We start from the raw sequence: 16,933 nt of genomic DNA on the forward strand, positions 1-16,933 counted from the left end.
TTGTAAGTGTTCAGAAAAGTTTCATTAAAATTCTATACTATAGATATGGATAATCGAGCAATTGGCTACATAGATTCTGGCTTGGGCGGTCTGACTGTTGTCCGCGAAGCTTTAAAACAATTACCGAATGAATCGGTCTATTTTGTTGGTGACGAGGCGCGCATGCCCTATGGTCCGCGTCCGGCTGAAGAAATTAAGAAGTTCTCTGTACAAATGGCTGATTTTCTAGTTGAACAGCATGATATCAAACTGCTGGTTGTCGCTTGCAATACTGCTACGGCGCAGGCACTGCCGGCCTTAAGAGCACATTTATCGATACCGGTCATTGGTGTTATTAATGCAGGTGCTGTTAGCGGTATCAATGCAACGAGAAACTTGCATGTTAATGTCATTGGTACTCAGTCAACAGTTGAATCAAAAACCTATTATGAGCAGCTCAAAGCCTTAAATGCCGATCTCGTGATTCGCCAAAAGGCGCTACCAGAGTTTGTTCAACTGGTTGAACATGATCAAGCCGGTACGGTAGAAGCGACGCAGATCATATACGATGCTTTGCATGATTGGATACATGAAGATCTTGATGGCCGTAAGCCAGATACACTGGTTTTAGGCTGTACCCATTTTCCAATTTTAGAAAAAGAGATTCAAAGGGCTGTTGGCCCCGCTGTTACAGTTGTAGATCCAGCGCTGGCAGAAATTGGCCAGACAGCTGAAATTTTGGCACAAAAGCACCAATTGCATGATTCTTCATTAGCAAATAACCATTTGGCAGATGTTTACTACACAACGGGAAGTATCAAACGCTTTTCAAAATTCGCGCAAGAATGGCTGGCTAACGATCATTTAACGGTCAGAGAATTGCAAATTACTGAAAAAGGTCTTCACAAATGAATTATTTAATTTTCAGCGATACGCATGGCGACCGGCAAGAATTCGAAGCAATTCTTCATCGATATCAGCACGATCCCGAGATTGCAGCAATATTTTATAATGGTGATTCGGAATTCGACGATGGCGACCCAATATGGCAGGGAATTCACACTGTTTTAGGCAATATGGATTTTTACGACGGCTATCCGATTGAAAATGTTTACAAAAATCAAAAAGATGATATCATAATTTACCAAACTCATGGACATTTGGCCAGAGTTGCTGATGGTTTGCAAATGCTTGATGAGTTAGCTGAAAAACAGCAAGCTAACATTGTTTTATTTGGACATACACATGTTGTTTTTACTGGAGAATATGATCATAAATTATTTATTAATCCAGGCTCAACAACATATCCCCGCGGACCACGACGCGAAATTGGCGGTACTTACGTGATTTTAACTGTTTCAGCAAAAAAATTTGTTGTTCGATATTTTGCTAGGGATTTTCAGGAAATAGCTTCTTTGCAACAAACTTTCAAGAGATAATTCGAGAACAAACTAGGTATAATGTAGTCAGCAGGAGGAAAAATGGGACTTGGCCAGATAGCTGGATTAATTGCTGCGATTGCTTTTGCCATATTGGTAATTGCCATCGTAGCTGTTCTGATTTCGATTAATCAGACCGTTAGAATTTTTAAAAAACATATTGAGCCGATCGCAAGCGATGCTGACCAGATTACTGCCACGACTAAATCACTTCTGAGTGATTTAACCAGTAAAGTCGAACGTTTAGATCCTGTCATTCAAGCAACGGCCGATTTAGGCTCAACGATCAGCCATTTTACGGACAAAATCAATAAAAAAGAGACTGAAGTTGTTGATAAGCGAACCAAAGTTAAAAGAGCTGTCAAAAATTTTGCCAGCTCGGCAATTAAATCCGGTGTCGCACTTAGTGCTGGACAAGCGGTGTTTGACCGATTCAAAAAGAGCCGATCAAAGAAAGGATAAGACATGGCAAAAGGACTGATAGCAGGAATCATTGCAACAGCTGCTGCTTATGCAGCATTTAAAGCTTTGCCTCAAGCAAAACAAGACGAGTTGGTTGTAAAAGCTAAAGAAGCTGGCAACAAACTTAAGGATCTCGGTTATGACGCCGCCTATGCTGGTGCTGACTTAGCCGGTGACCTTTCTGAGAAAGCCAAGGACAAAGTTGGTGAAGTCGATGAACAGCTGAAGAATTCCAAATACGCGGATACTTATCAAGATGTTAAAGACAAGGCGGCTGATATAGCAAGCCAGGCTTCTCCTTATCTGGATAAGGCTAAAGATACTGCTAATGACTTGATCGATAAGGCAAGTCCATATGCAGACAAAGCTAAAGATGCCGTATCACCATATCTTGGCAAAGCTAAAGACACAATTGACGATTTACGCCAGCATTTTTCCAAAGAGGCTATTAATTTAGAAGAAGATGACGCTTTGAAAGATGACTTAACTAAGCCAGATGAGGACGAAAAGACAAATAATTAGACGAAAAACCAGGATTTATACCTGGTTTTTATTTTTTTTAAAATATTTTGTTAATGTAAGCGCTTGCATTATGCTTTTACAATCGTTATTATTTATACTAGGTAAAAGTAATGGCAGAAAATAAACAACCAACAATATATGACGTCTCTGAAAGAGTAGGCGTGAGCTTGGCAACTGTGAGCCGAGTTGTTAATAATAATGGAAAAGTTAAAGACGAAACCAGGCAGAAAGTCCTTAAGGCGATTAAAGAATTAAATTATCGCCCCAACGCAATGGCTAAGGGGCTGGCCAGTTCTAAGACAACAATGATCGGAATGGTTATTCCAGACCTGACTGATTTATACTACGCTGAATTAGCACAGGGAATCGATGCAGTTGCTAAAATTTACAACTATTCTGTGACTTTAGCAGTGTCTGATGACAATCCTGAAGCTGAAAAAGCTGCCTTAAATACTTTGATCGATAAACATGTCGATGGCATGATCTACATGGGCAATAAAACCTCAAAAGAGATGCTTCATCTTTTGGAAGAATCTCCTTTCCCAGTTGTTTTTGCTGGTTCAGTCGATCCTGATAACAAACTCCCATCAGTTAACATAGACTACGTTAAAGCTTTCAAACAAGTTGGCCTGACTTTAAAAAAGAATCTTAAGGATTCCAAAATTGCCCTAGTAGATAATCCGGGTGAAAGCAGTTTGTCGGATCTGCGTAAAGAAGGATTTTTGAGTGCCGTCCCTGGAGGCAAAATATACGAGTCTGACGACGATTATCAAGCTGGATATAATTTAGCACATCATTTGTACAAAGACGGCATCAGGGCCGTTATTACAGGTGAAGATGAACCCGCAGTCGGCATTCTCAACTATATGCAAGATAACGGTATCAAAGTACCTGATAAATTTCAGATAATTTCCTCTAATGACACAAAATTGGTTAACATGACTCGGCCAGCTATTTCTTCAGTTACACAACCAAAATTTGATATCGGCGCTGTGGCGATGCGTCTATTGACGAAATTGATGTCCGACCAAAAAGTTGATGATCCTGAAGTTCTTTTACCACATGAATTCGTCATGCGAGACACAACAAAATAAAAAAAAGCTTGCAAAATATTTTTTATTCCCGTAAAATGTTTTTGTTGCTTAAAAAGCAATGCCCCTTTAACTCAGCTGGTTAGAGTAGGGGATTTTTAATCCCAAGGTCCCCGGTTCGAGTCCGGGAGGGGGCACTAGATGCAAATCTGGTGTCCTTGGGAATAACCGCCGTTATGGCGGTTTTTTTGTGCCTAAATACCGGTGTGATAGCAGGCTTTAACAGCATTTATGTATGCCCATAGAGAACCCTCCAATAGGGACAAATGAAATATCTACAATGCACGAGGAAAGGACTGGAACCCGCGAAGCTAGGTTTCGTTTCCTCAACCTCTTAAAAATAGCAATCAAAAGAGCCGGCTACACAATATTCGCTCAAGAAACAGGGGAAACAAGTTTAAGGCTGAAAAAGCGTCACATTCTAAGAATTTTAAGCTCTGAAGCAGTTTCAGCTATGTTATTGACTTAATTTGAAAATTTGACAACCTTCAGTTTTGCGGAGAATATAGATGTGAAATGACCATATGCTAGATAATGGCTTCTTAAGAAAAAAGAGCCAAAGCTCTTTTTAGAAAACTATTGCGGTCGCTTTAATTTAAGGAAGACCACGATTGCATTGTATAAATTGCGATTTTGCAAAAAGTTCATGGAATCCAGACTGGCTTTGTCCTTAGCTGCTAAAGGATTCAGCTGAGTTCGATCTGAAGAGTTAACATAGTGCTTCTTGAGCTGTTTTTTATCCATTCGGTCAATCATAGTTTGCCCCCTTTAGAAGACGAGTTCACTTGATATCTCACATCTCTATTTTATCAAGATTCACAAGCTGATGCATTAAAACAAACAAGCGTATTCGTAAGTCAGATGTATTTAGGCAAAAATCAGTTCCAGCGATCAGTCAAGTTAATCATTTAAAAAAATTCAATTGGTCATTTGATGGCTAAGTGAGTAAAATTTGTTATGAGGATAGTTAAATGTCAAGTCAGCAAATGCAGTTAGTCGTCATCGCCGTCATTTTTGCTTTAGCAGCACTGGCAGAGTTTTTGAATCTAAAAATAGTAAGTCCGATCAAGGTCGATGAAACAAATAAAAAACTGCAAAGAGCTGCCAAAATACTCAGAACGGTCAATATTGTGTTTCTAGTATTATTTGCTGTTATAGCAGTGATCGCAATGATTGAATTTTTATGATGGCAATATTTATAGAAAAATTAGGAGTTTATTGAATGAAAATTAGAAAAGCTAGTCAAGATGATCAGAGAGCTATATTGGATCTAGAGCGCTATATTTTCCGTGACATGGGAATCGAACTCGATGAAAATAAGTTAGTCCATGCCTATCAATTGGCGGCTCAACAAGATGACCGCACTCGGTATCATTTTTCCAGAGCTTTAGTCGCTAGCCAAAGGGAGAATATTCTCGGTGTTTTATTTGCTTATTCAAACGAAGACGAAGCCAGCGTTGATTTAACTTTTCAAAAGATTTTAGCTGATCAATATGGCTACAGGAAACCCGTTTTCCCAGATCGAGAAAGTTTTGAACATGAATTGTACATTGATTCGATCGTGGTATCTGAAAATGCACGCGGGCAAGGTATCGGCCACGGCTTGTTATCGGCAGCTAAAGAGATGGCTCTTTCAAACGGTGAAGAGGTTCTTGGATTAAATGTTGATTTGAAGAATCCTCGGGCACACAAGTTGTACGAAGGCTTTGGTTTCAAACAAGCTGGTCATGTAAAACTTCTTGAGCACAATTATCAGCATATGCAGTTGCAATTAAGCAAATGTTAATGATCATTGCGCCGGCTGTTTTTCCCGATCTGAAAAGAAATCAAGATAAGGCCTAGCAGCCCAAGGCTAACGCCCAAAAACATAAATTGATAAACACTCAGCCAAACGATCGAGACAAATATTAACAATAGATTGCTAATAAAAACAGTGATAACATAGCAAATTTTCATGATTCGATTCAAGTAAAAAAATAAACAAATGACTTGAAAAATGTTCAATAATCCAGAAAGAATAGCAGCGTAAATTGAAATACTGACGAGCGGATTGCTCGAACGCGTCATAGGATAGTTGTAGATCGCGTTTTCTATTAAATTAAAGGCAATTAAAAGCATGCCGAAACCTGTGATCAGCTTCATTAACAGGAGGAAAAATTTGAAAAATCGATTATCATCATACATCGGCTTGTCTCAACTTTCTCTGTACTTGTATTGTCTAGCTTAATTATATGACGAATGAGCTGTCCGTTGTCATATTAAGAAAATACAGCCATTTTGATAGTAGCCAAAATTTTGATTAAATTACCAGTTATTGGCGGTATGATTGTGAAAAGGATTCTAGAATAGTCTTATGCTTAAAAAGATGACTCGGAACTGGTCGAAATTTAAAAAAATAGTTATTTCAAGTATTTCTGTTGTGGTATTGCTAATTTTTGCTGTTTGGCTGGCTTTTCAGTTGTCTCCGCGGCCGTTTGTCTTTCTGCTAAATCGAATTCCTCAAACGCAAGCCACCAGACCAGCGCATTTTGATCGGGTGGATTCGCAAGTCAGCTCAATTAAAAATATTAGTTATAGTAAGACTTTTGGCGATCAAAAACTAGATATTTATTATCCAAAATACGGCAAAATAAAAGGAACGATTTTGTGGACACATGGCGGCAGTTTTATCGGCGGTGATAAATCTATGCTTGATTATTGGGGACCCTATCTGGCCCAGCAGGGTTACAGTTTTGTCAGTATTAATTATTCGACTGCGCCAGATCACCACTATCCGACTCCACTAATACAATTAAATCAAGCCTATCGTTTTTTAAAAACACAGCAGGGCAGCAACCAAATTATCAATTTGAAACAGATTGTGATTGGCGGAGATTCAGCTGGTGCTCAGATCGCTTCTCAATATGCAGCTATTCAGACCAATGCTAAGTTAGCCAAAGCAGTAAAAATAAAACGAATCATTCCTGAATCAACGATCAAAGCAACGCTTTTATTTTGCGGACCTTATGATTTAAAAAGTTTGTCTAAATATACGTCTGCTGAGTATCGCAAATTTGTCGATTATATTGGCTGGGCTTATGTGGGCAAAAAAGATTGGCAAACATCATCTGCAGCTGGCCAGGCATCAACTGTCGATCATGTCACTGAAAATTATCCGCCTAGTTTTGTGACTGATGGCAACTCTGGTTCTTTTGAAATTCATGCAAAGAAACTTATCAAATCTCTGAACAAATACCATGTTGCAAATGAATCGCTTTTCTTTTCAAAGGCAAAATATGGTCAAGTACATCATGAGTATCAGCTTGACTTGACCAGTCGAGAGGGTAAACTATGCCTACAGCAGACAATCATTTTTTTGAAAAAATATGTTAAATAAAAAACAGCTCTTAATGGGGCTGCTTTTTAAATAGATAATCAATGTTATTGGAAAACCATTCCGCCATCAACGACGATCGTTTGTCCGGTAATGTAGTTGGAATCGGATCCAGCTAGGAAAGCAACGGCATTAGCCACATCTTCTGGTTCCGATAATTTGCCAAGCGCGATACCCTTGGCAAATTGGTCCATTCCCCAGTCGTCGTCCTTGCCAGCATTCTGGCCAACTTCATGAGCAATATCCCACATCATCGGTGTCTTAACGATACCGGGTGCATAGGCATTGACCGTGATACCAAACTGAGCCAATTCTTTAGCAGTGGTTTGTGTAATACCGCGAATTGCAAACTTGGTTGATCCGTAAGCAGTTAAATCAGGATTTCCTTGAACACCAGCTTGTGATGTTGCGTTAATGATTTTACCGCCATGTTTGAAGCCCTTGAAGGCTGTTGCAGCTGCTTGAATTCCCCAGACGACACCATCGACGTTGATTTTCCAAGTCCATTCCATGTCGTCTTCAGTAACTTCCATAATTGGAGTGGTTGGTGCCACGCCGGCATTATTGACAACAACGTTTAAATCGCCAAATTTCTCAGTGACAGCTTTCACGGCTGCGAATACCTCATCACGTTTTGAAACATCAGCTTTAAAAGCGAATGCTGTATTTTGGCCATATTCCTGATTGATCTGGTCAGCAACGGCTTGCACCTTATCCAAGTGACGGCCAACTAGTCCAGTCTTAAAACCATCTTTAGCCAATCTTTTGGCAATTGCTTCACCAATGCCTTGACCAGCTCCTGTAACGATTGCTACTTTATCTGACATATTCGCTCCTAATTTTTTTAAATTCATGAATATTTGTAGAATAAATCACAAATGGAATTATAGCAAAAAACAACTTATTTCACAAGGGGAAAACGACCTTGATTGACAGCTGATTAGGAAAACGATATTTAATTATGCTTGATGCTGCTGTTGCTGCATTTTGATGTCATCGATGACATCCTGTAATGAAATTTTCGCCATACGAGCTTCAGCAGTACTTTGGATTTCATCGTAATAGCGACCCAACACAATTGGCATGTTACTGCCGATTGGACAATGCTTGGAAATGTTGCTGTCAACATTTAACAGATGCCGATCAGTGGAAATGGCGCTATAAATATCTCGCAGATTAATTTGATCAGCGCTTTTGACTAATGTTGGCTGAGCAGCACCTTGAACAGCATTCAATAGGCCGGCTTTTTTTAATTTGATCATAATTCTTCGCACCAAACTCGGAGCAGTCTGGAGACTGCCAGCAATTTCCGAACTTGTCACTGGCATGTGTTCATGTAGCGCGACATAAACCAAAATGTGTGTCGCATCGCTTAGTCGCGTATTAGCCGTAAAAAACACATCCTTTCTTAAACACTTTCATGTAATACATTATATAACAAGTTTCCTGTAAAAAAAATAGGCATAAGTGCTTGTTGACAATCATTTTTTTCAGAGATAGAATCTAATTGTTTCTAAAAAAGTAACAAATCTTGTTTCAAAAATAAAAAAAGGAAAATGAATATTATGGTAGATACAACTTATATTGATTTAATGAAGAAAAGGCGTTCGATCAGAAAGATCGGCGATCAATTGACTTTTGGAACGCATGAAATAGCAGACTTAATAGAAAAAGCAATTAAAGAATCGCCAACTGCTTTTAATAATCAGTCCACTCGCGCAATGATTTTATTTGGTCAGTCATCAGATAAGGTTTGGGAGATCACAGCTGATCGTTTAAAAAGTGAGGTACCGAATGCAGATGCTTATGCTGCGACAAAGGCCAAGCTCAATGCATTTAAAGCAGGGTTTGGCACAATTTTATTTTTCACGGATCGACCAACAATTGCACAAAATGAAAAACAATTTGCTTTATATGCTGATAATTTTGCAGATTGGGCCGAACAAGGGCTTGGTGGTGCGCAGCTGAGTGTTTGGACAGCCCTGGCTTTAAACCAAATTGGTGCCAGCAATCAGCATTACAATCCGCTGATCGATGATCAGGTAAAACAAGCTTTTGATGTTCCAAATGGTTGGGTTTTGCGCTCAGAAATGCCTTTCGGTTCAATTGAAGAAACAGCTGCTGCTAAAGATTATATTGATGACGACAGTCGTTTTAAAATTATTGCTGACTAATTTATAGTAAGATGTTTTAAACTATTCTATGGAGGTCAAAAATGGAAAATTATGTATTAAATGATGGACTTGTTTTGCCCAAAGTAGGCTTTGGTACTTTTCAATTAAATGGTGCTAAAGGCGTTAATGAAATGGTTTCTGGCATTCAAAGGGGCTATCGGCTGCTGGATTCGGCTTTTAATTATGAGAACGAGGGTGCTGTGGGTCAGGCTGTACGTTTGTCAGGAGTGGCCCGGACTGATTTGCTGATTGCGTCAAAATTACCTGGCCGGCATTATGCTTATCAAGATGCCATCAATACGATCAAGGAATCTTTGTACCGAACAGGCCTAGACTATTTTGATTTGTATTTGCTTCATTGGCCGAATCCGAAACGTGGTCAATACGTAGCGGCTTGGCAGGCACTGATCGACGCACAAAAATTTGGTCTGATTCGCTCAATTGGCGTTTGTAATTTTCTGCCAGAACATTTGGATAATTTAAAAGCGAAAACGGGAGTTCTTCCGGTGATCAATCAGATCGAGCTGCACCCCTACTTCAATCAAAAAGAACAGCGTGCTTACGATCAGGAAAATCATATTTTGACTGAGGACTGGAGCCCTTTGGGCCGCGCTAGTCTTGTGCTAAAGGACAAAAAATTGTCTGAGATCGCTGCTAAATATAGTAAGAATGTTGGCCAGCTTATTCTGCGATGGGAAGTCCAATTGGGCACTTTGCCGATTCCTAAATCTTCATCGCCGGCAAGACAGGCTGGTAATTTGGACATTTTTGATTTTCAGATCTCCGACGATGATATGCTGGCGATTGACCAATTAAGCAAGCCGGATGGCCGAATTGAAAATCAAGATCCAGCCGAATACGAAGAGTTTTAATTTTTGATCTATTCAAGGAAACAGTAGCCTCTGTTTCCTTTTTATTTGCTTTCAGGCAGCCAAAAAGGGTAGCTGATATGTGAGATTTTGACGTGAAAACAGTCCAATATCATACTTTGGCCATCGACTTGCGCTGTTTGCCTGGAGTTAACGATTAGGTCAAAATCGTTCGTCATGGTCGTATGATAAACAGATTTCAATTTATAGTGGCAATTTCCTAGGATGACTGTGAGAAGATTTGCAAACACCTGGAACAAATTTTTTCTTCGGAACAGAACTAGCTTTAAATTCGGCTCTGTGATACTGGCATCCGGGGCAATTTTTAGGCCGCCACCGAAATAAGGCTGATTGGTCACGGTCAATAAAAAAGCATTCGAAAATTTCTTATTAAAATGGTCCGTTTGAATTTGTGCTGGAAAAGATCGTGTTTTAAAGACACTGATCAAAGCTGCAACTAAATAGGTGATCGCGCCAAGGCCAAGATGATTGAAAAATTTCTTATGTTTGGATCTATTCGCTTCTTGAACTGCGGTGCCATCAAAACCGATACCGAAACTATTCATAAAATAGTGTTTATTAGTCTCGCCATGCAGTTGATAGGCAGCAATATTGACTTGCGAGCTCTTATTTACCTGCAGCAAGTCTTCCAAACCTGCCTGCCATCGACCGGCGGGCCGCATTTTGGCACCTCGGGCAAAATCATTACCAGAACCGGCTGGTAAATAAGCTAGCGGTAAGGGATATTTACGATCAGCATCCAACAAGCCGTTTAATACCTCGTGCAGAGTACCATCCCCACCAAAGGCTAAAATGACGATATTGGAGGGTTTATCTGGTAAATTAGCCGCTAGATCATATGCAAAATCTCTGGGCGCACCAGCATATGTTGAAATTAAGACGGACAAACGAATGTCGCTTCCAATCAAATGATCTTGGATTTTATGCCAAATTTGGCGACCGCGATAATTACCAGCATGCTGATTAACAATTGCGTAAAAATGTGGCTTCATATCCTATAATTGTATGCTTTCGTGTTGATTCTTCGAATTTTGATTTAATTAGCAACTAAATCATAAAAAAAGGTATTTAGTGCATTTTTTCTCTAAAAAAAGTTATTTCGTGTGTTTTTTTAATATTTGTATTATACAAGTGGGGGTTAATTCGTTATTTGTAGATACTTATTAAAAAAAGATTAAGTGAAAAATGTCTGTAAGTTCAAATATTACAAAAGTTAGACGCCCGTTTTCAACATATTGGTATATACAACTAAAATCGTCTGTTACAAAACAACAATATTTTTGATATTTCTAAGTAATTTTTGGCCGGCAATATGGTTGTTGCAATGAAACGAATAAAGTTAAATATTATCGTCAAATCAGCAATTGTTGCTGCAGTTGTCATTCCTGGCCAGATTCAAGCCTCGGCCTTGACAACTGCTCAAGCAGTTTCAGACAATCAAAATAAATTTCAAAAACAAATTAATAAAGCATCAACAGATTGCGCAGGCGAACAAAAATCAATTGGTAATCAATTTGCTATTCGTGCTGCGGCTGATAAAAAAATCGCTGCACAAAAGGAAGCTGCAAATAAAGTTGCTCAAGAAAAAGCAGCAAAAGAAAAGACAGCTCAACAGGCTGTGGCTCAAGAGAAAGCCGCACAAGAAGCAGCTGCCACACAAGCTGCTAAAGAGAAAGCTGCACAAGAAGCCGCTGCTCAGCAGGCTACTGCGGCCCAGACGGCAACTTACACGCAAACAAGCTATCAGGTAAGTTCATCATCAACGACTTCCGGCAGCTATGGCATCACTGGGGATGCATCTAAAGCCTGGATCGAAAGCATTGAATCAGGCGGCAATGAAAACGCTGCTAATGGCCAATATTTAGGCTTGTTCCAATTGAGTTCTCAGGCTGCTGCACAGTATGGCGGTTATTCTGGATCGGCGGCTGATCGTTATGTCGCTGCTCGGTATGGTTCTTGGGCTGCCGCTGCTGCTCATCATCGCGCATATGGCTGGTATTAAGTCGTTAAAATGCTTCAATCAATTGAAGCATTTTTTTGTGTACTGATTTAAAATATAAGTCATGTTTAACGATAGAAAACATTTATTAGTCGTTTCCTTTGATGCTTTGGGCGAATTGGACACGAAAACGCATCTTGATATAATGCCGAATTTGAGGTCCTTGATCGAAAAAGGGACGCATGTACAAAAAGTTTTCGGTGTTTATCCTACTTTGACTTATCCGAGTCATACGACGATCGTGACCGGTGATTATCCCAAAAATCATGGTATTGTGAATAATACTTTGACACAAATCGATCGTGGCTTAGCACCTGATTGGTACTGGTGGGCCAAATATGTGAAAAAACCAACACTGTATCAGCTTGCTCATGCAAACAGGATGGATGTGGCTGCTTTTCTTTGGCCAGTGACAGCTGGTAGCTCGGCCATCAAATATAATATTGCCGAGATTTTTCCGAATCGTATTTGGCAAAATCAATATACGCAATCTTTTCAGGCTAGTTCGCCGTTTTTTACAATTCATATGAACTCAAAGTTTGGCAAACTGCGAAAGGGTATCGCTCAGCCGCAACTCGATGATTTTGTGACGGCTTCAGCTGCTTGGACGATCGAGAAAAAGTATCCTAATTTAACACTGGTTCATTTAGTTGATTTGGATTCAATGCGTCACCATTACGGTGTCGAATCCAAGGAGGCGGTTGCTGCATTAGCACGACTAGATGCTCATTTGGGCATTATGCTGGCTGCTTTAAAGAAAATTCAGAAACTCGATAAGACTAATATCGTGGTACTCGGAGATCATTACCAGATCGATGTGCATGCCATGGTGCATTTAAATTATCTGTTTAAACAGAATTCTTGGCTTGATTACGACCAGGCAAAACACGTGATGACGGATTGGCAAGTAATGGCGAAAACGACTGACGGTTCAAGCTATATTTATTTAAGAGAGCCAAAGAAAGCGGCTGGTATCGCACATTTGATTAAAGAGCATGCTGGTCCTGCAATTGAAAAAATTTATTCGCATGATGAATTGGCCGCGTTAGGTGCTGATCCAAAAGCTTCTTTGATGGTCGAAGCGAAAGCGGGTTACTACTTTACCGATGAAGTTGCTGTCAAAGAAGTGATCGAAGAAGTAGACCCGAACTCAGTGGCACAAACTGATCGTTACAAAGCTGTACATGGTTTTCTGCCAACGAAGAAAAATTATCAAACGACTTTAGTTTTATCAGGGCCTGGTATCAAACCTGCTTTTAAAATAAAATCTGCTCGTCTGATCGACGAAGCGCCGACCTTAGCAAGAATTATGGGATTGGCATTCAAAGAACCGATTGATGGTCAGGAAATTAGCGATGCTTTTATTCAAAAAAACAGCGACTAATAGTTCGAGACTGACCAAAACCGAGTGGTCTTGGATTTTATATGATTGGGCTAATTCCAGTTTTGGCATTATCGTTGTGACAGCCGTTTTACCGATTTTTTTGACGAGCATCGGCAGAAAAGCCGGTTTTTCATCGGCTGATATAAACGCCTATTGGTCTTATGCAAACTCGATCTCAACGCTACTGGTTGCTTTTTCAGCGCCAATTTTGGGTGCTTTAGCTGATTTCGCTGGGATGAAGGGAAGATTATTCAACTTTTTCACAGGACTTGGTATTCTGGCAACGGCTGCTTTGGCTTTGGTTGGCGATCAGCATTTTTGGACACTTTTGATTGTTTTTGTCTTTGCCAATATTGGTTATTCTGCCGCCAATATTTTCTATGATTCTTATCTTATTGATGTCAGCAGCGATGATCGAATGGATAAAGTCAGTTCGACGGGCTATGGTTGGGGCTATATGGGCGGCTTAGTGCCTTTCTTGGCTTTTTACCTGATGGTTTCGATGCACATCTTAAAAGGCAATGGGGCTTATTATACGGCCTTTATTATTGCGGCTGTTTGGTGGCTGATCTGGACGATCCCCTTTTGGCTGAATGTTCGTCAGCAAAATAGTCTTGTGAAACCGGATCGGCCTGTTTTTGCGGCTTATAGCGAAATCTTGCATACGCTAAAACATTTAATGACCACAGATTATCGGCAAATGGCTTTATTTTTGCTTGCTTATTTCTTTTACATTGACGGTATCAACACGATTTTCACGGTAGCATCGACTTTTGGTCTGGCAGTCGGCATCAGTTCGTCAGATCTGCTGATGGTACTGCTGGTCGTTCAGCTGGTGGCTTTTCCGTTTTCGATTATTTATGGCATACTAAGCAAAAAATTCGGCACAAAAAAACTGCTGCTGACTGGTATTATTATTTATCTGTTCATTTCGTTTTATGCCTTGTTCATCCATTCTGTGACGGAATTTTGGATATTAGGTGTGCTGGTCGGGACCTCTCAAGGTGGTATTCAGGCTTTAAGCCGTTCTTATTTTGGCAAACTGGTGCCTAAAGAGCATGCCTCGGAATTTTTCGGATTTTTCAATATTTTTGGCAAATTTTCCGCGATCATTGGGCCTTTTCTCTTTGGTGTCGTTTCTCAGATTTCTGGACAAGTCCAAATCGGTGCCTTTAGTATGGCAATTTTGTTCTCGATTGGTTTGATTATTTTATTGTGTGTCAAAGAAAATTAAAAAAGGGCTTGACCTTCGTCGCTTTTTCCCGTACTATATTAACGTTGCTTAATTGTGACACTGACCATCTGGCTCGATGGTCAAGCGGCTAAGACGTCGCCCTTTCACGGCGAAATCTCGGGTTCGATTCCCGATCGAGCTACTAATAGGCTTTGTACCATTCCTTGGTATGAAGTTTTTTTTGTGCTTAAAAGGCGGTGTATCAAGGTTTTCAGCTATTATTGGAATTGTTAAATCTATAAAAAACGCGAAAGAATAGTACAAACAGTAGAAAATTAGTAAATTGAAATAGTGTTCATTAGTGACTGATAATTAAAAAATTAGAATATGTAGTCTGAATATCTTGATTATTTTGAATGGGTAGACAAGCATTCAAAAATCTCGTGCATATCATTCGGATATTGGATATAATCATTTACGGGTGTCATGGCCGATGCCCAACATTTTTTCATAGTTCACGCTATGGAAGGTCCTCGCTTTATGCGGGGATTTTTTTATTTGCGTCCGCTTTTAAAATGCGGCTATAGCTCGTTTTTGATTAACGTCTGACTTGGCCTCATACTTTTTTATGCAAAACACCAGCTGTTCACAGCGAACTGATATAAATTAATAAAGATGAGTCGTCTCATCGGAGTAAAACAGCTCTGAAAGCGATTCGCTGAATATAATTTGCAACATTTTATCTAATTGAAAGACACCATGGGAGTATTTTGCAATTTGTCCAAGTCTTCCCAAAACACTTGGCCTTCAGAAGAAGAAAATAATTCACCGGTAAAATTCGTTGCTAAATAAAGTAGAACAACATATCGGCCAGTAGCATCATCTTTCTCAAAATCTTTGATTCCTTTTAAAATGGGATCCTTGATCGTCAGGCCGGATTCTTCTTTTGCCTCTCTGATGGCTGCATGCGAAAAACTTTCTTCGCGTTCTACGTGACCGCCAGGCAGGGTCAGCCCTGAAAAATTTGGATTTAATCTGTTTTCAACAACAAGCTGCTTGCTTTGTTGATTATAGATCGCAATGAGATTCGTAAATTCGACTTTTTCCGGTATATGTTTTGCCATCGTTTAGCTCCTAGCTTTATCTAATTTAGATGATCAGATGTTTTTAAGTTCAAAGACATGAGATCCTCGTCAAAATAATATTTGCCATCGAATAAAGAGTCAGTCTCTATGCCATATTTTTGGAAGCCAAGTGCTACGTAAAGTTTTTTGGCCGCCACATTATCTGATGATACAGTTAATCTGAGTTGCTTTAAATGTTTAATTTGATCAGCCTGCTTAATTAAGTGAAGCAGTGTTGTGCGGGCTATGCCTTGGCCTCGATAATTGGTCAAACAATAGACGGAAGTTATTTCTCCCTTATGTCGTTCTTTAATATTTGTGAATCTGTTGAACTTAGCCATCGCTACTAAATCAGTGCCTATAAATGAGCCGACAATGAATTGGTTGCTGCTAACGATCAGCCTAGTTTTAAAACGTTCATCGTTATACTGCTTTTCTTCATCAAAAGTTGATCCAAAAACAGAAGGGTCTGTCGCAAGTGCTGTTAATCGCAGTTTCTTATAGTTTTCAAAATCATTTGTGTTTAGCAGCCTTGTTTCCATGATTAATTAAGTTTAGTTGATTTACGTTATAAAAGCTGTCGTTTTGCTAAACTCACTTATCTTGGTGTCACAGCTAGAAGAAGGCTAATAAATGTGTCACTAAGCCGCTATCCCAAAAAACATATAAACCAATAGCGATGTAACAAAACTTCATAATTTTTTCGCCGTGTTTTGCCATGATCGAAGAAACGATAGGAACTTTGCTCGTCAGCTTGATCAGCCACACAGCAATGATAGTTAGGATCGCAATAAAGATAATCGTTTCGATGAAATGCATGAGACTTTCGCTGACAAGAATTGGCAAAAATATGGATAAATTACACCCTGTGCACACTGATAAATAAGTGATAAGCACGCTGATAGCAGCTGAGTGATGTTGTTTGATCTGATCACTATCATCATCTTTTTTTAAAGCGAGATAGATCGGCAAAAAGCCTAACAGACCAAGCAGCCATTCTGGCAGAAAAACAGTTAAAACTCTGCCGATCAGATAACTCAGACTTAGCAGAATCAAGTTGCCAGCTAAATAGCCAGCCATGACTTCTCTTAGAGGATACTTTTTCACGAGAAATAAGAGCATGAAAAAGAAATCCAAATTAATACTGATAAAAGTCAGCAGTAAAATACCATAATTCATAAAAGAACCTTTCCTATGAAACAAATGACATATGTCGTACTATGCATATGATAACGCAAAATAAAATGATTGGAAATTTGATTTTTAAAATGATTCCGTTATGAGGCAGGCAAGCAATCTAAAAAAAGCCTGACTGACATTAG

Annotated in this window: 21 protein-coding genes and 2 tRNA genes; 15 read left to right on the forward strand and 8 right to left on the reverse strand. The window is 39.5% G+C overall.

The features are described 5' to 3' along the window. Nucleotides 1–45 precede the first annotated feature (45 nt). The 6 genes from murI to DLJ48_RS06030 all read left to right on the forward strand — a co-directional run bounded on the left by murI (nucleotide 46) and on the right by DLJ48_RS06030 (nucleotide 3,630). Nucleotides 46–891, forward strand: a complete 846-nt coding sequence (gene murI, locus DLJ48_RS06005; RefSeq protein WP_128686588.1) for a glutamate racemase — start codon at nucleotides 46–48, stop codon at nucleotides 889–891. Next, a complete protein-coding gene (locus DLJ48_RS06010; protein ID WP_128686589.1) occupies nucleotides 888–1,418 on the forward strand; it encodes a YfcE family phosphodiesterase in 531 nt (176 codons plus the stop codon). Before murI ends, DLJ48_RS06010 begins: the two co-directional genes overlap by 4 nt. Nucleotides 1,419–1,460: 42 nt before the next feature. Then, a complete protein-coding gene (locus DLJ48_RS06015) occupies nucleotides 1,461–1,880 on the forward strand; it encodes a DUF948 domain-containing protein (protein ID WP_128686590.1) in 420 nt (139 codons plus the stop codon). 3 nt (nucleotides 1,881–1,883) lie between these two features. Continuing rightward, nucleotides 1,884–2,402, forward strand: a complete 519-nt coding sequence (locus DLJ48_RS06020; protein WP_128686591.1) for a YtxH domain-containing protein — start codon at nucleotides 1,884–1,886, stop codon at nucleotides 2,400–2,402. 110 nt (nucleotides 2,403–2,512) lie between these two features. Next, the gene (locus DLJ48_RS06025) at nucleotides 2,513–3,496 is read left to right on the forward strand and encodes a substrate-binding domain-containing protein (RefSeq protein WP_128686592.1); all 984 of its coding nucleotides are present in this window, start codon (nucleotides 2,513–2,515) and stop codon (nucleotides 3,494–3,496) included. Nucleotides 3,497–3,556: 60 nt separating this feature from the next. Further along, nucleotides 3,557–3,630 (forward strand) — tRNA-Lys (locus DLJ48_RS06030). A 439-nt stretch (nucleotides 3,631–4,069) separates the two neighbouring features. On the opposite strand, the gene DLJ48_RS06035 is transcribed toward DLJ48_RS06030, so the two are convergent. Then, a complete protein-coding gene (locus DLJ48_RS06035) occupies nucleotides 4,070–4,249 on the reverse strand; it encodes a hypothetical protein (protein WP_128686593.1) in 180 nt (59 codons plus the stop codon). Between the two features lie 215 nt (nucleotides 4,250–4,464). On the opposite strand from DLJ48_RS06035, the gene DLJ48_RS06040 reads away from it, so the two are divergent. Both DLJ48_RS06040 and DLJ48_RS06045 read left to right on the forward strand, forming a co-directional pair. Continuing rightward, nucleotides 4,465–4,680: a hypothetical protein gene (locus tag DLJ48_RS06040; protein ID WP_128686594.1), complete on the forward strand. Its 216-nt coding sequence runs from the start codon at nucleotides 4,465–4,467 to the stop codon at nucleotides 4,678–4,680. A 35-nt stretch (nucleotides 4,681–4,715) separates the two neighbouring features. Beyond that, entirely contained in the window at nucleotides 4,716–5,279 is a 564-nt protein-coding gene (locus DLJ48_RS06045) for a GNAT family N-acetyltransferase (RefSeq protein WP_128686595.1), read from the forward strand. On the opposite strand, the gene DLJ48_RS06050 is transcribed toward DLJ48_RS06045, so the two are convergent. Then, the gene (locus tag DLJ48_RS06050; protein WP_243148531.1) at nucleotides 5,276–5,635 is read right to left on the reverse strand and encodes a hypothetical protein; all 360 of its coding nucleotides are present in this window, start codon (nucleotides 5,633–5,635) and stop codon (nucleotides 5,276–5,278) included. The genes DLJ48_RS06045 and DLJ48_RS06050 overlap by 4 nt on opposite strands. A 211-nt stretch (nucleotides 5,636–5,846) precedes the next feature. Between DLJ48_RS06050 and DLJ48_RS06055 the strand changes: the two genes are divergently transcribed. After that, nucleotides 5,847–6,869 (forward strand): alpha/beta hydrolase, encoded by a 1,023-nt coding sequence (locus DLJ48_RS06055; RefSeq protein WP_128686597.1) that lies wholly within the window; start codon nucleotides 5,847–5,849, stop codon nucleotides 6,867–6,869. A 44-nt stretch (nucleotides 6,870–6,913) separates the two neighbouring features. Here DLJ48_RS06055 and DLJ48_RS06060 read toward each other — a convergent pair whose 3' ends face one another. Together DLJ48_RS06060 and DLJ48_RS06065 are read right to left on the reverse strand one after the other, a co-directional pair. Then, the gene (locus DLJ48_RS06060; protein ID WP_128686598.1) at nucleotides 6,914–7,693 is read right to left on the reverse strand and encodes a (S)-acetoin forming diacetyl reductase; all 780 of its coding nucleotides are present in this window, start codon (nucleotides 7,691–7,693) and stop codon (nucleotides 6,914–6,916) included. Between the two features lie 132 nt (nucleotides 7,694–7,825). Beyond that, complete coding sequence (locus DLJ48_RS06065; RefSeq protein WP_243148702.1) at nucleotides 7,826–8,194, reverse strand: Rrf2 family transcriptional regulator; 369 nt, start codon at nucleotides 8,192–8,194, stop codon at nucleotides 7,826–7,828. Between the two features lie 237 nt (nucleotides 8,195–8,431). On the opposite strand from DLJ48_RS06065, the gene DLJ48_RS06070 reads away from it, so the two are divergent. Then, nucleotides 8,432–9,040, forward strand: coding sequence for a nitroreductase family protein (locus tag DLJ48_RS06070; RefSeq protein WP_128686600.1), 609 nt, complete (start codon nucleotides 8,432–8,434; stop codon nucleotides 9,038–9,040). Between the two features lie 41 nt (nucleotides 9,041–9,081). Then, complete coding sequence (locus DLJ48_RS06075; RefSeq protein ID WP_128686601.1) at nucleotides 9,082–9,912, forward strand: aldo/keto reductase; 831 nt, start codon at nucleotides 9,082–9,084, stop codon at nucleotides 9,910–9,912. A gap of 41 nt (nucleotides 9,913–9,953) precedes the next feature. On the opposite strand, the gene DLJ48_RS06080 is transcribed toward DLJ48_RS06075, so the two are convergent. Further along, nucleotides 9,954–10,922 carry a diacylglycerol/lipid kinase family protein gene (locus DLJ48_RS06080; RefSeq protein ID WP_128686602.1) on the reverse strand — a complete coding sequence of 323 codons (969 nt, stop codon included), beginning with the start codon at nucleotides 10,920–10,922 and terminating at the stop codon, nucleotides 9,954–9,956. Between the two features lie 332 nt (nucleotides 10,923–11,254). Between DLJ48_RS06080 and DLJ48_RS06085 the strand changes: the two genes are divergently transcribed. From DLJ48_RS06085 to DLJ48_RS06100, 4 genes are all read left to right on the forward strand, one after another. Continuing rightward, nucleotides 11,255–11,932 carry an aggregation-promoting factor C-terminal-like domain-containing protein gene (locus tag DLJ48_RS06085; protein ID WP_128686603.1) on the forward strand — a complete coding sequence of 226 codons (678 nt, stop codon included), beginning with the start codon at nucleotides 11,255–11,257 and terminating at the stop codon, nucleotides 11,930–11,932. 61 nt (nucleotides 11,933–11,993) lie between these two features. Beyond that, complete coding sequence (locus DLJ48_RS06090; protein WP_128686604.1) at nucleotides 11,994–13,313, forward strand: alkaline phosphatase family protein; 1,320 nt, start codon at nucleotides 11,994–11,996, stop codon at nucleotides 13,311–13,313. Next, a complete protein-coding gene (locus DLJ48_RS06095; RefSeq protein ID WP_163939970.1) occupies nucleotides 13,285–14,547 on the forward strand; it encodes an MFS transporter in 1,263 nt (420 codons plus the stop codon). Before DLJ48_RS06090 ends, DLJ48_RS06095 begins: the two co-directional genes overlap by 29 nt. Before the next feature lie 70 nt (nucleotides 14,548–14,617). Next, a tRNA-Glu gene (locus DLJ48_RS06100) sits at nucleotides 14,618–14,689 on the forward strand. Between the two features lie 541 nt (nucleotides 14,690–15,230). Here the strand turns inward: DLJ48_RS06100 and DLJ48_RS06105 are convergent. From DLJ48_RS06105 to DLJ48_RS06115, 3 genes are all read right to left on the reverse strand, one after another. Beyond that, a complete protein-coding gene (locus DLJ48_RS06105; RefSeq protein ID WP_243148532.1) occupies nucleotides 15,231–15,611 on the reverse strand; it encodes an 8-oxo-dGTP diphosphatase in 381 nt (126 codons plus the stop codon). 20 nt (nucleotides 15,612–15,631) lie between these two features. Beyond that, nucleotides 15,632–16,153: a GNAT family N-acetyltransferase gene (locus DLJ48_RS06110; RefSeq protein WP_128686606.1), complete on the reverse strand. Its 522-nt coding sequence runs from the start codon at nucleotides 16,151–16,153 to the stop codon at nucleotides 15,632–15,634. Nucleotides 16,154–16,226: 73 nt separating this feature from the next. Continuing rightward, nucleotides 16,227–16,790 carry a cadmium resistance transporter gene (locus DLJ48_RS06115; RefSeq protein ID WP_128686607.1) on the reverse strand — a complete coding sequence of 188 codons (564 nt, stop codon included), beginning with the start codon at nucleotides 16,788–16,790 and terminating at the stop codon, nucleotides 16,227–16,229. Nucleotides 16,791–16,933: the final 143 nt, after the last annotated feature.

It is taken from the genome of Oenococcus sicerae, from assembly GCF_004102045.2.
In the GTDB taxonomy this organism is placed as follows: Bacteria; Bacillota; Bacilli; order Lactobacillales; family Lactobacillaceae; genus Oenococcus; species Oenococcus sicerae.

Excerpts from the sequence above, each read along its gene's own strand:
- DLJ48_RS06115 (WP_128686607.1), bottom strand. The coding sequence starts at position 16,790 with ATGAATTATGGTATTTTACTGCTGACTTTTATCAGTATTAATTTGGAT.
- DLJ48_RS06050 (WP_243148531.1), bottom strand. The coding sequence starts at position 5,635 with ATGAAGCTGATCACAGGTTTCGGCATGCTTTTAATTGCCTTTAATTTA.
- DLJ48_RS06085 (WP_128686603.1), top strand. The coding sequence starts at position 11,255 with ATGAAACGAATAAAGTTAAATATTATCGTCAAATCAGCAATTGTTGCT.
- DLJ48_RS06070 (WP_128686600.1), top strand. The coding sequence starts at position 8,432 with ATGGTAGATACAACTTATATTGATTTAATGAAGAAAAGGCGTTCGATC.
- DLJ48_RS06105 (WP_243148532.1), bottom strand. The coding sequence starts at position 15,611 with ATGGCAAAACATATACCGGAAAAAGTCGAATTTACGAATCTCATTGCG.
- DLJ48_RS06035 (WP_128686593.1), bottom strand. The coding sequence starts at position 4,249 with ATGATTGACCGAATGGATAAAAAACAGCTCAAGAAGCACTATGTTAAC.
- murI (WP_128686588.1), top strand. The coding sequence starts at position 46 with ATGGATAATCGAGCAATTGGCTACATAGATTCTGGCTTGGGCGGTCTG.
- DLJ48_RS06020 (WP_128686591.1), top strand. The coding sequence starts at position 1,884 with ATGGCAAAAGGACTGATAGCAGGAATCATTGCAACAGCTGCTGCTTAT.
- DLJ48_RS06055 (WP_128686597.1), top strand. The coding sequence starts at position 5,847 with ATGCTTAAAAAGATGACTCGGAACTGGTCGAAATTTAAAAAAATAGTT.
- DLJ48_RS06045 (WP_128686595.1), top strand. The coding sequence starts at position 4,716 with ATGAAAATTAGAAAAGCTAGTCAAGATGATCAGAGAGCTATATTGGAT.
- DLJ48_RS06010 (WP_128686589.1), top strand. The coding sequence starts at position 888 with ATGAATTATTTAATTTTCAGCGATACGCATGGCGACCGGCAAGAATTC.
- DLJ48_RS06110 (WP_128686606.1), bottom strand. The coding sequence starts at position 16,153 with ATGGAAACAAGGCTGCTAAACACAAATGATTTTGAAAACTATAAGAAA.
- DLJ48_RS06025 (WP_128686592.1), top strand. The coding sequence starts at position 2,513 with ATGGCAGAAAATAAACAACCAACAATATATGACGTCTCTGAAAGAGTA.
- DLJ48_RS06090 (WP_128686604.1), top strand. The coding sequence starts at position 11,994 with ATGTTTAACGATAGAAAACATTTATTAGTCGTTTCCTTTGATGCTTTG.
- DLJ48_RS06075 (WP_128686601.1), top strand. The coding sequence starts at position 9,082 with ATGGAAAATTATGTATTAAATGATGGACTTGTTTTGCCCAAAGTAGGC.
- DLJ48_RS06095 (WP_163939970.1), top strand. The coding sequence starts at position 13,285 with ATGCTTTTATTCAAAAAAACAGCGACTAATAGTTCGAGACTGACCAAA.
- DLJ48_RS06015 (WP_128686590.1), top strand. The coding sequence starts at position 1,461 with ATGGGACTTGGCCAGATAGCTGGATTAATTGCTGCGATTGCTTTTGCC.
- DLJ48_RS06040 (WP_128686594.1), top strand. The coding sequence starts at position 4,465 with ATGTCAAGTCAGCAAATGCAGTTAGTCGTCATCGCCGTCATTTTTGCT.
- DLJ48_RS06080 (WP_128686602.1), bottom strand. The coding sequence starts at position 10,922 with ATGAAGCCACATTTTTACGCAATTGTTAATCAGCATGCTGGTAATTAT.
- DLJ48_RS06060 (WP_128686598.1), bottom strand. The coding sequence starts at position 7,693 with ATGTCAGATAAAGTAGCAATCGTTACAGGAGCTGGTCAAGGCATTGGT.
- DLJ48_RS06065 (WP_243148702.1), bottom strand. The coding sequence starts at position 8,194 with ATGCCAGTGACAAGTTCGGAAATTGCTGGCAGTCTCCAGACTGCTCCG.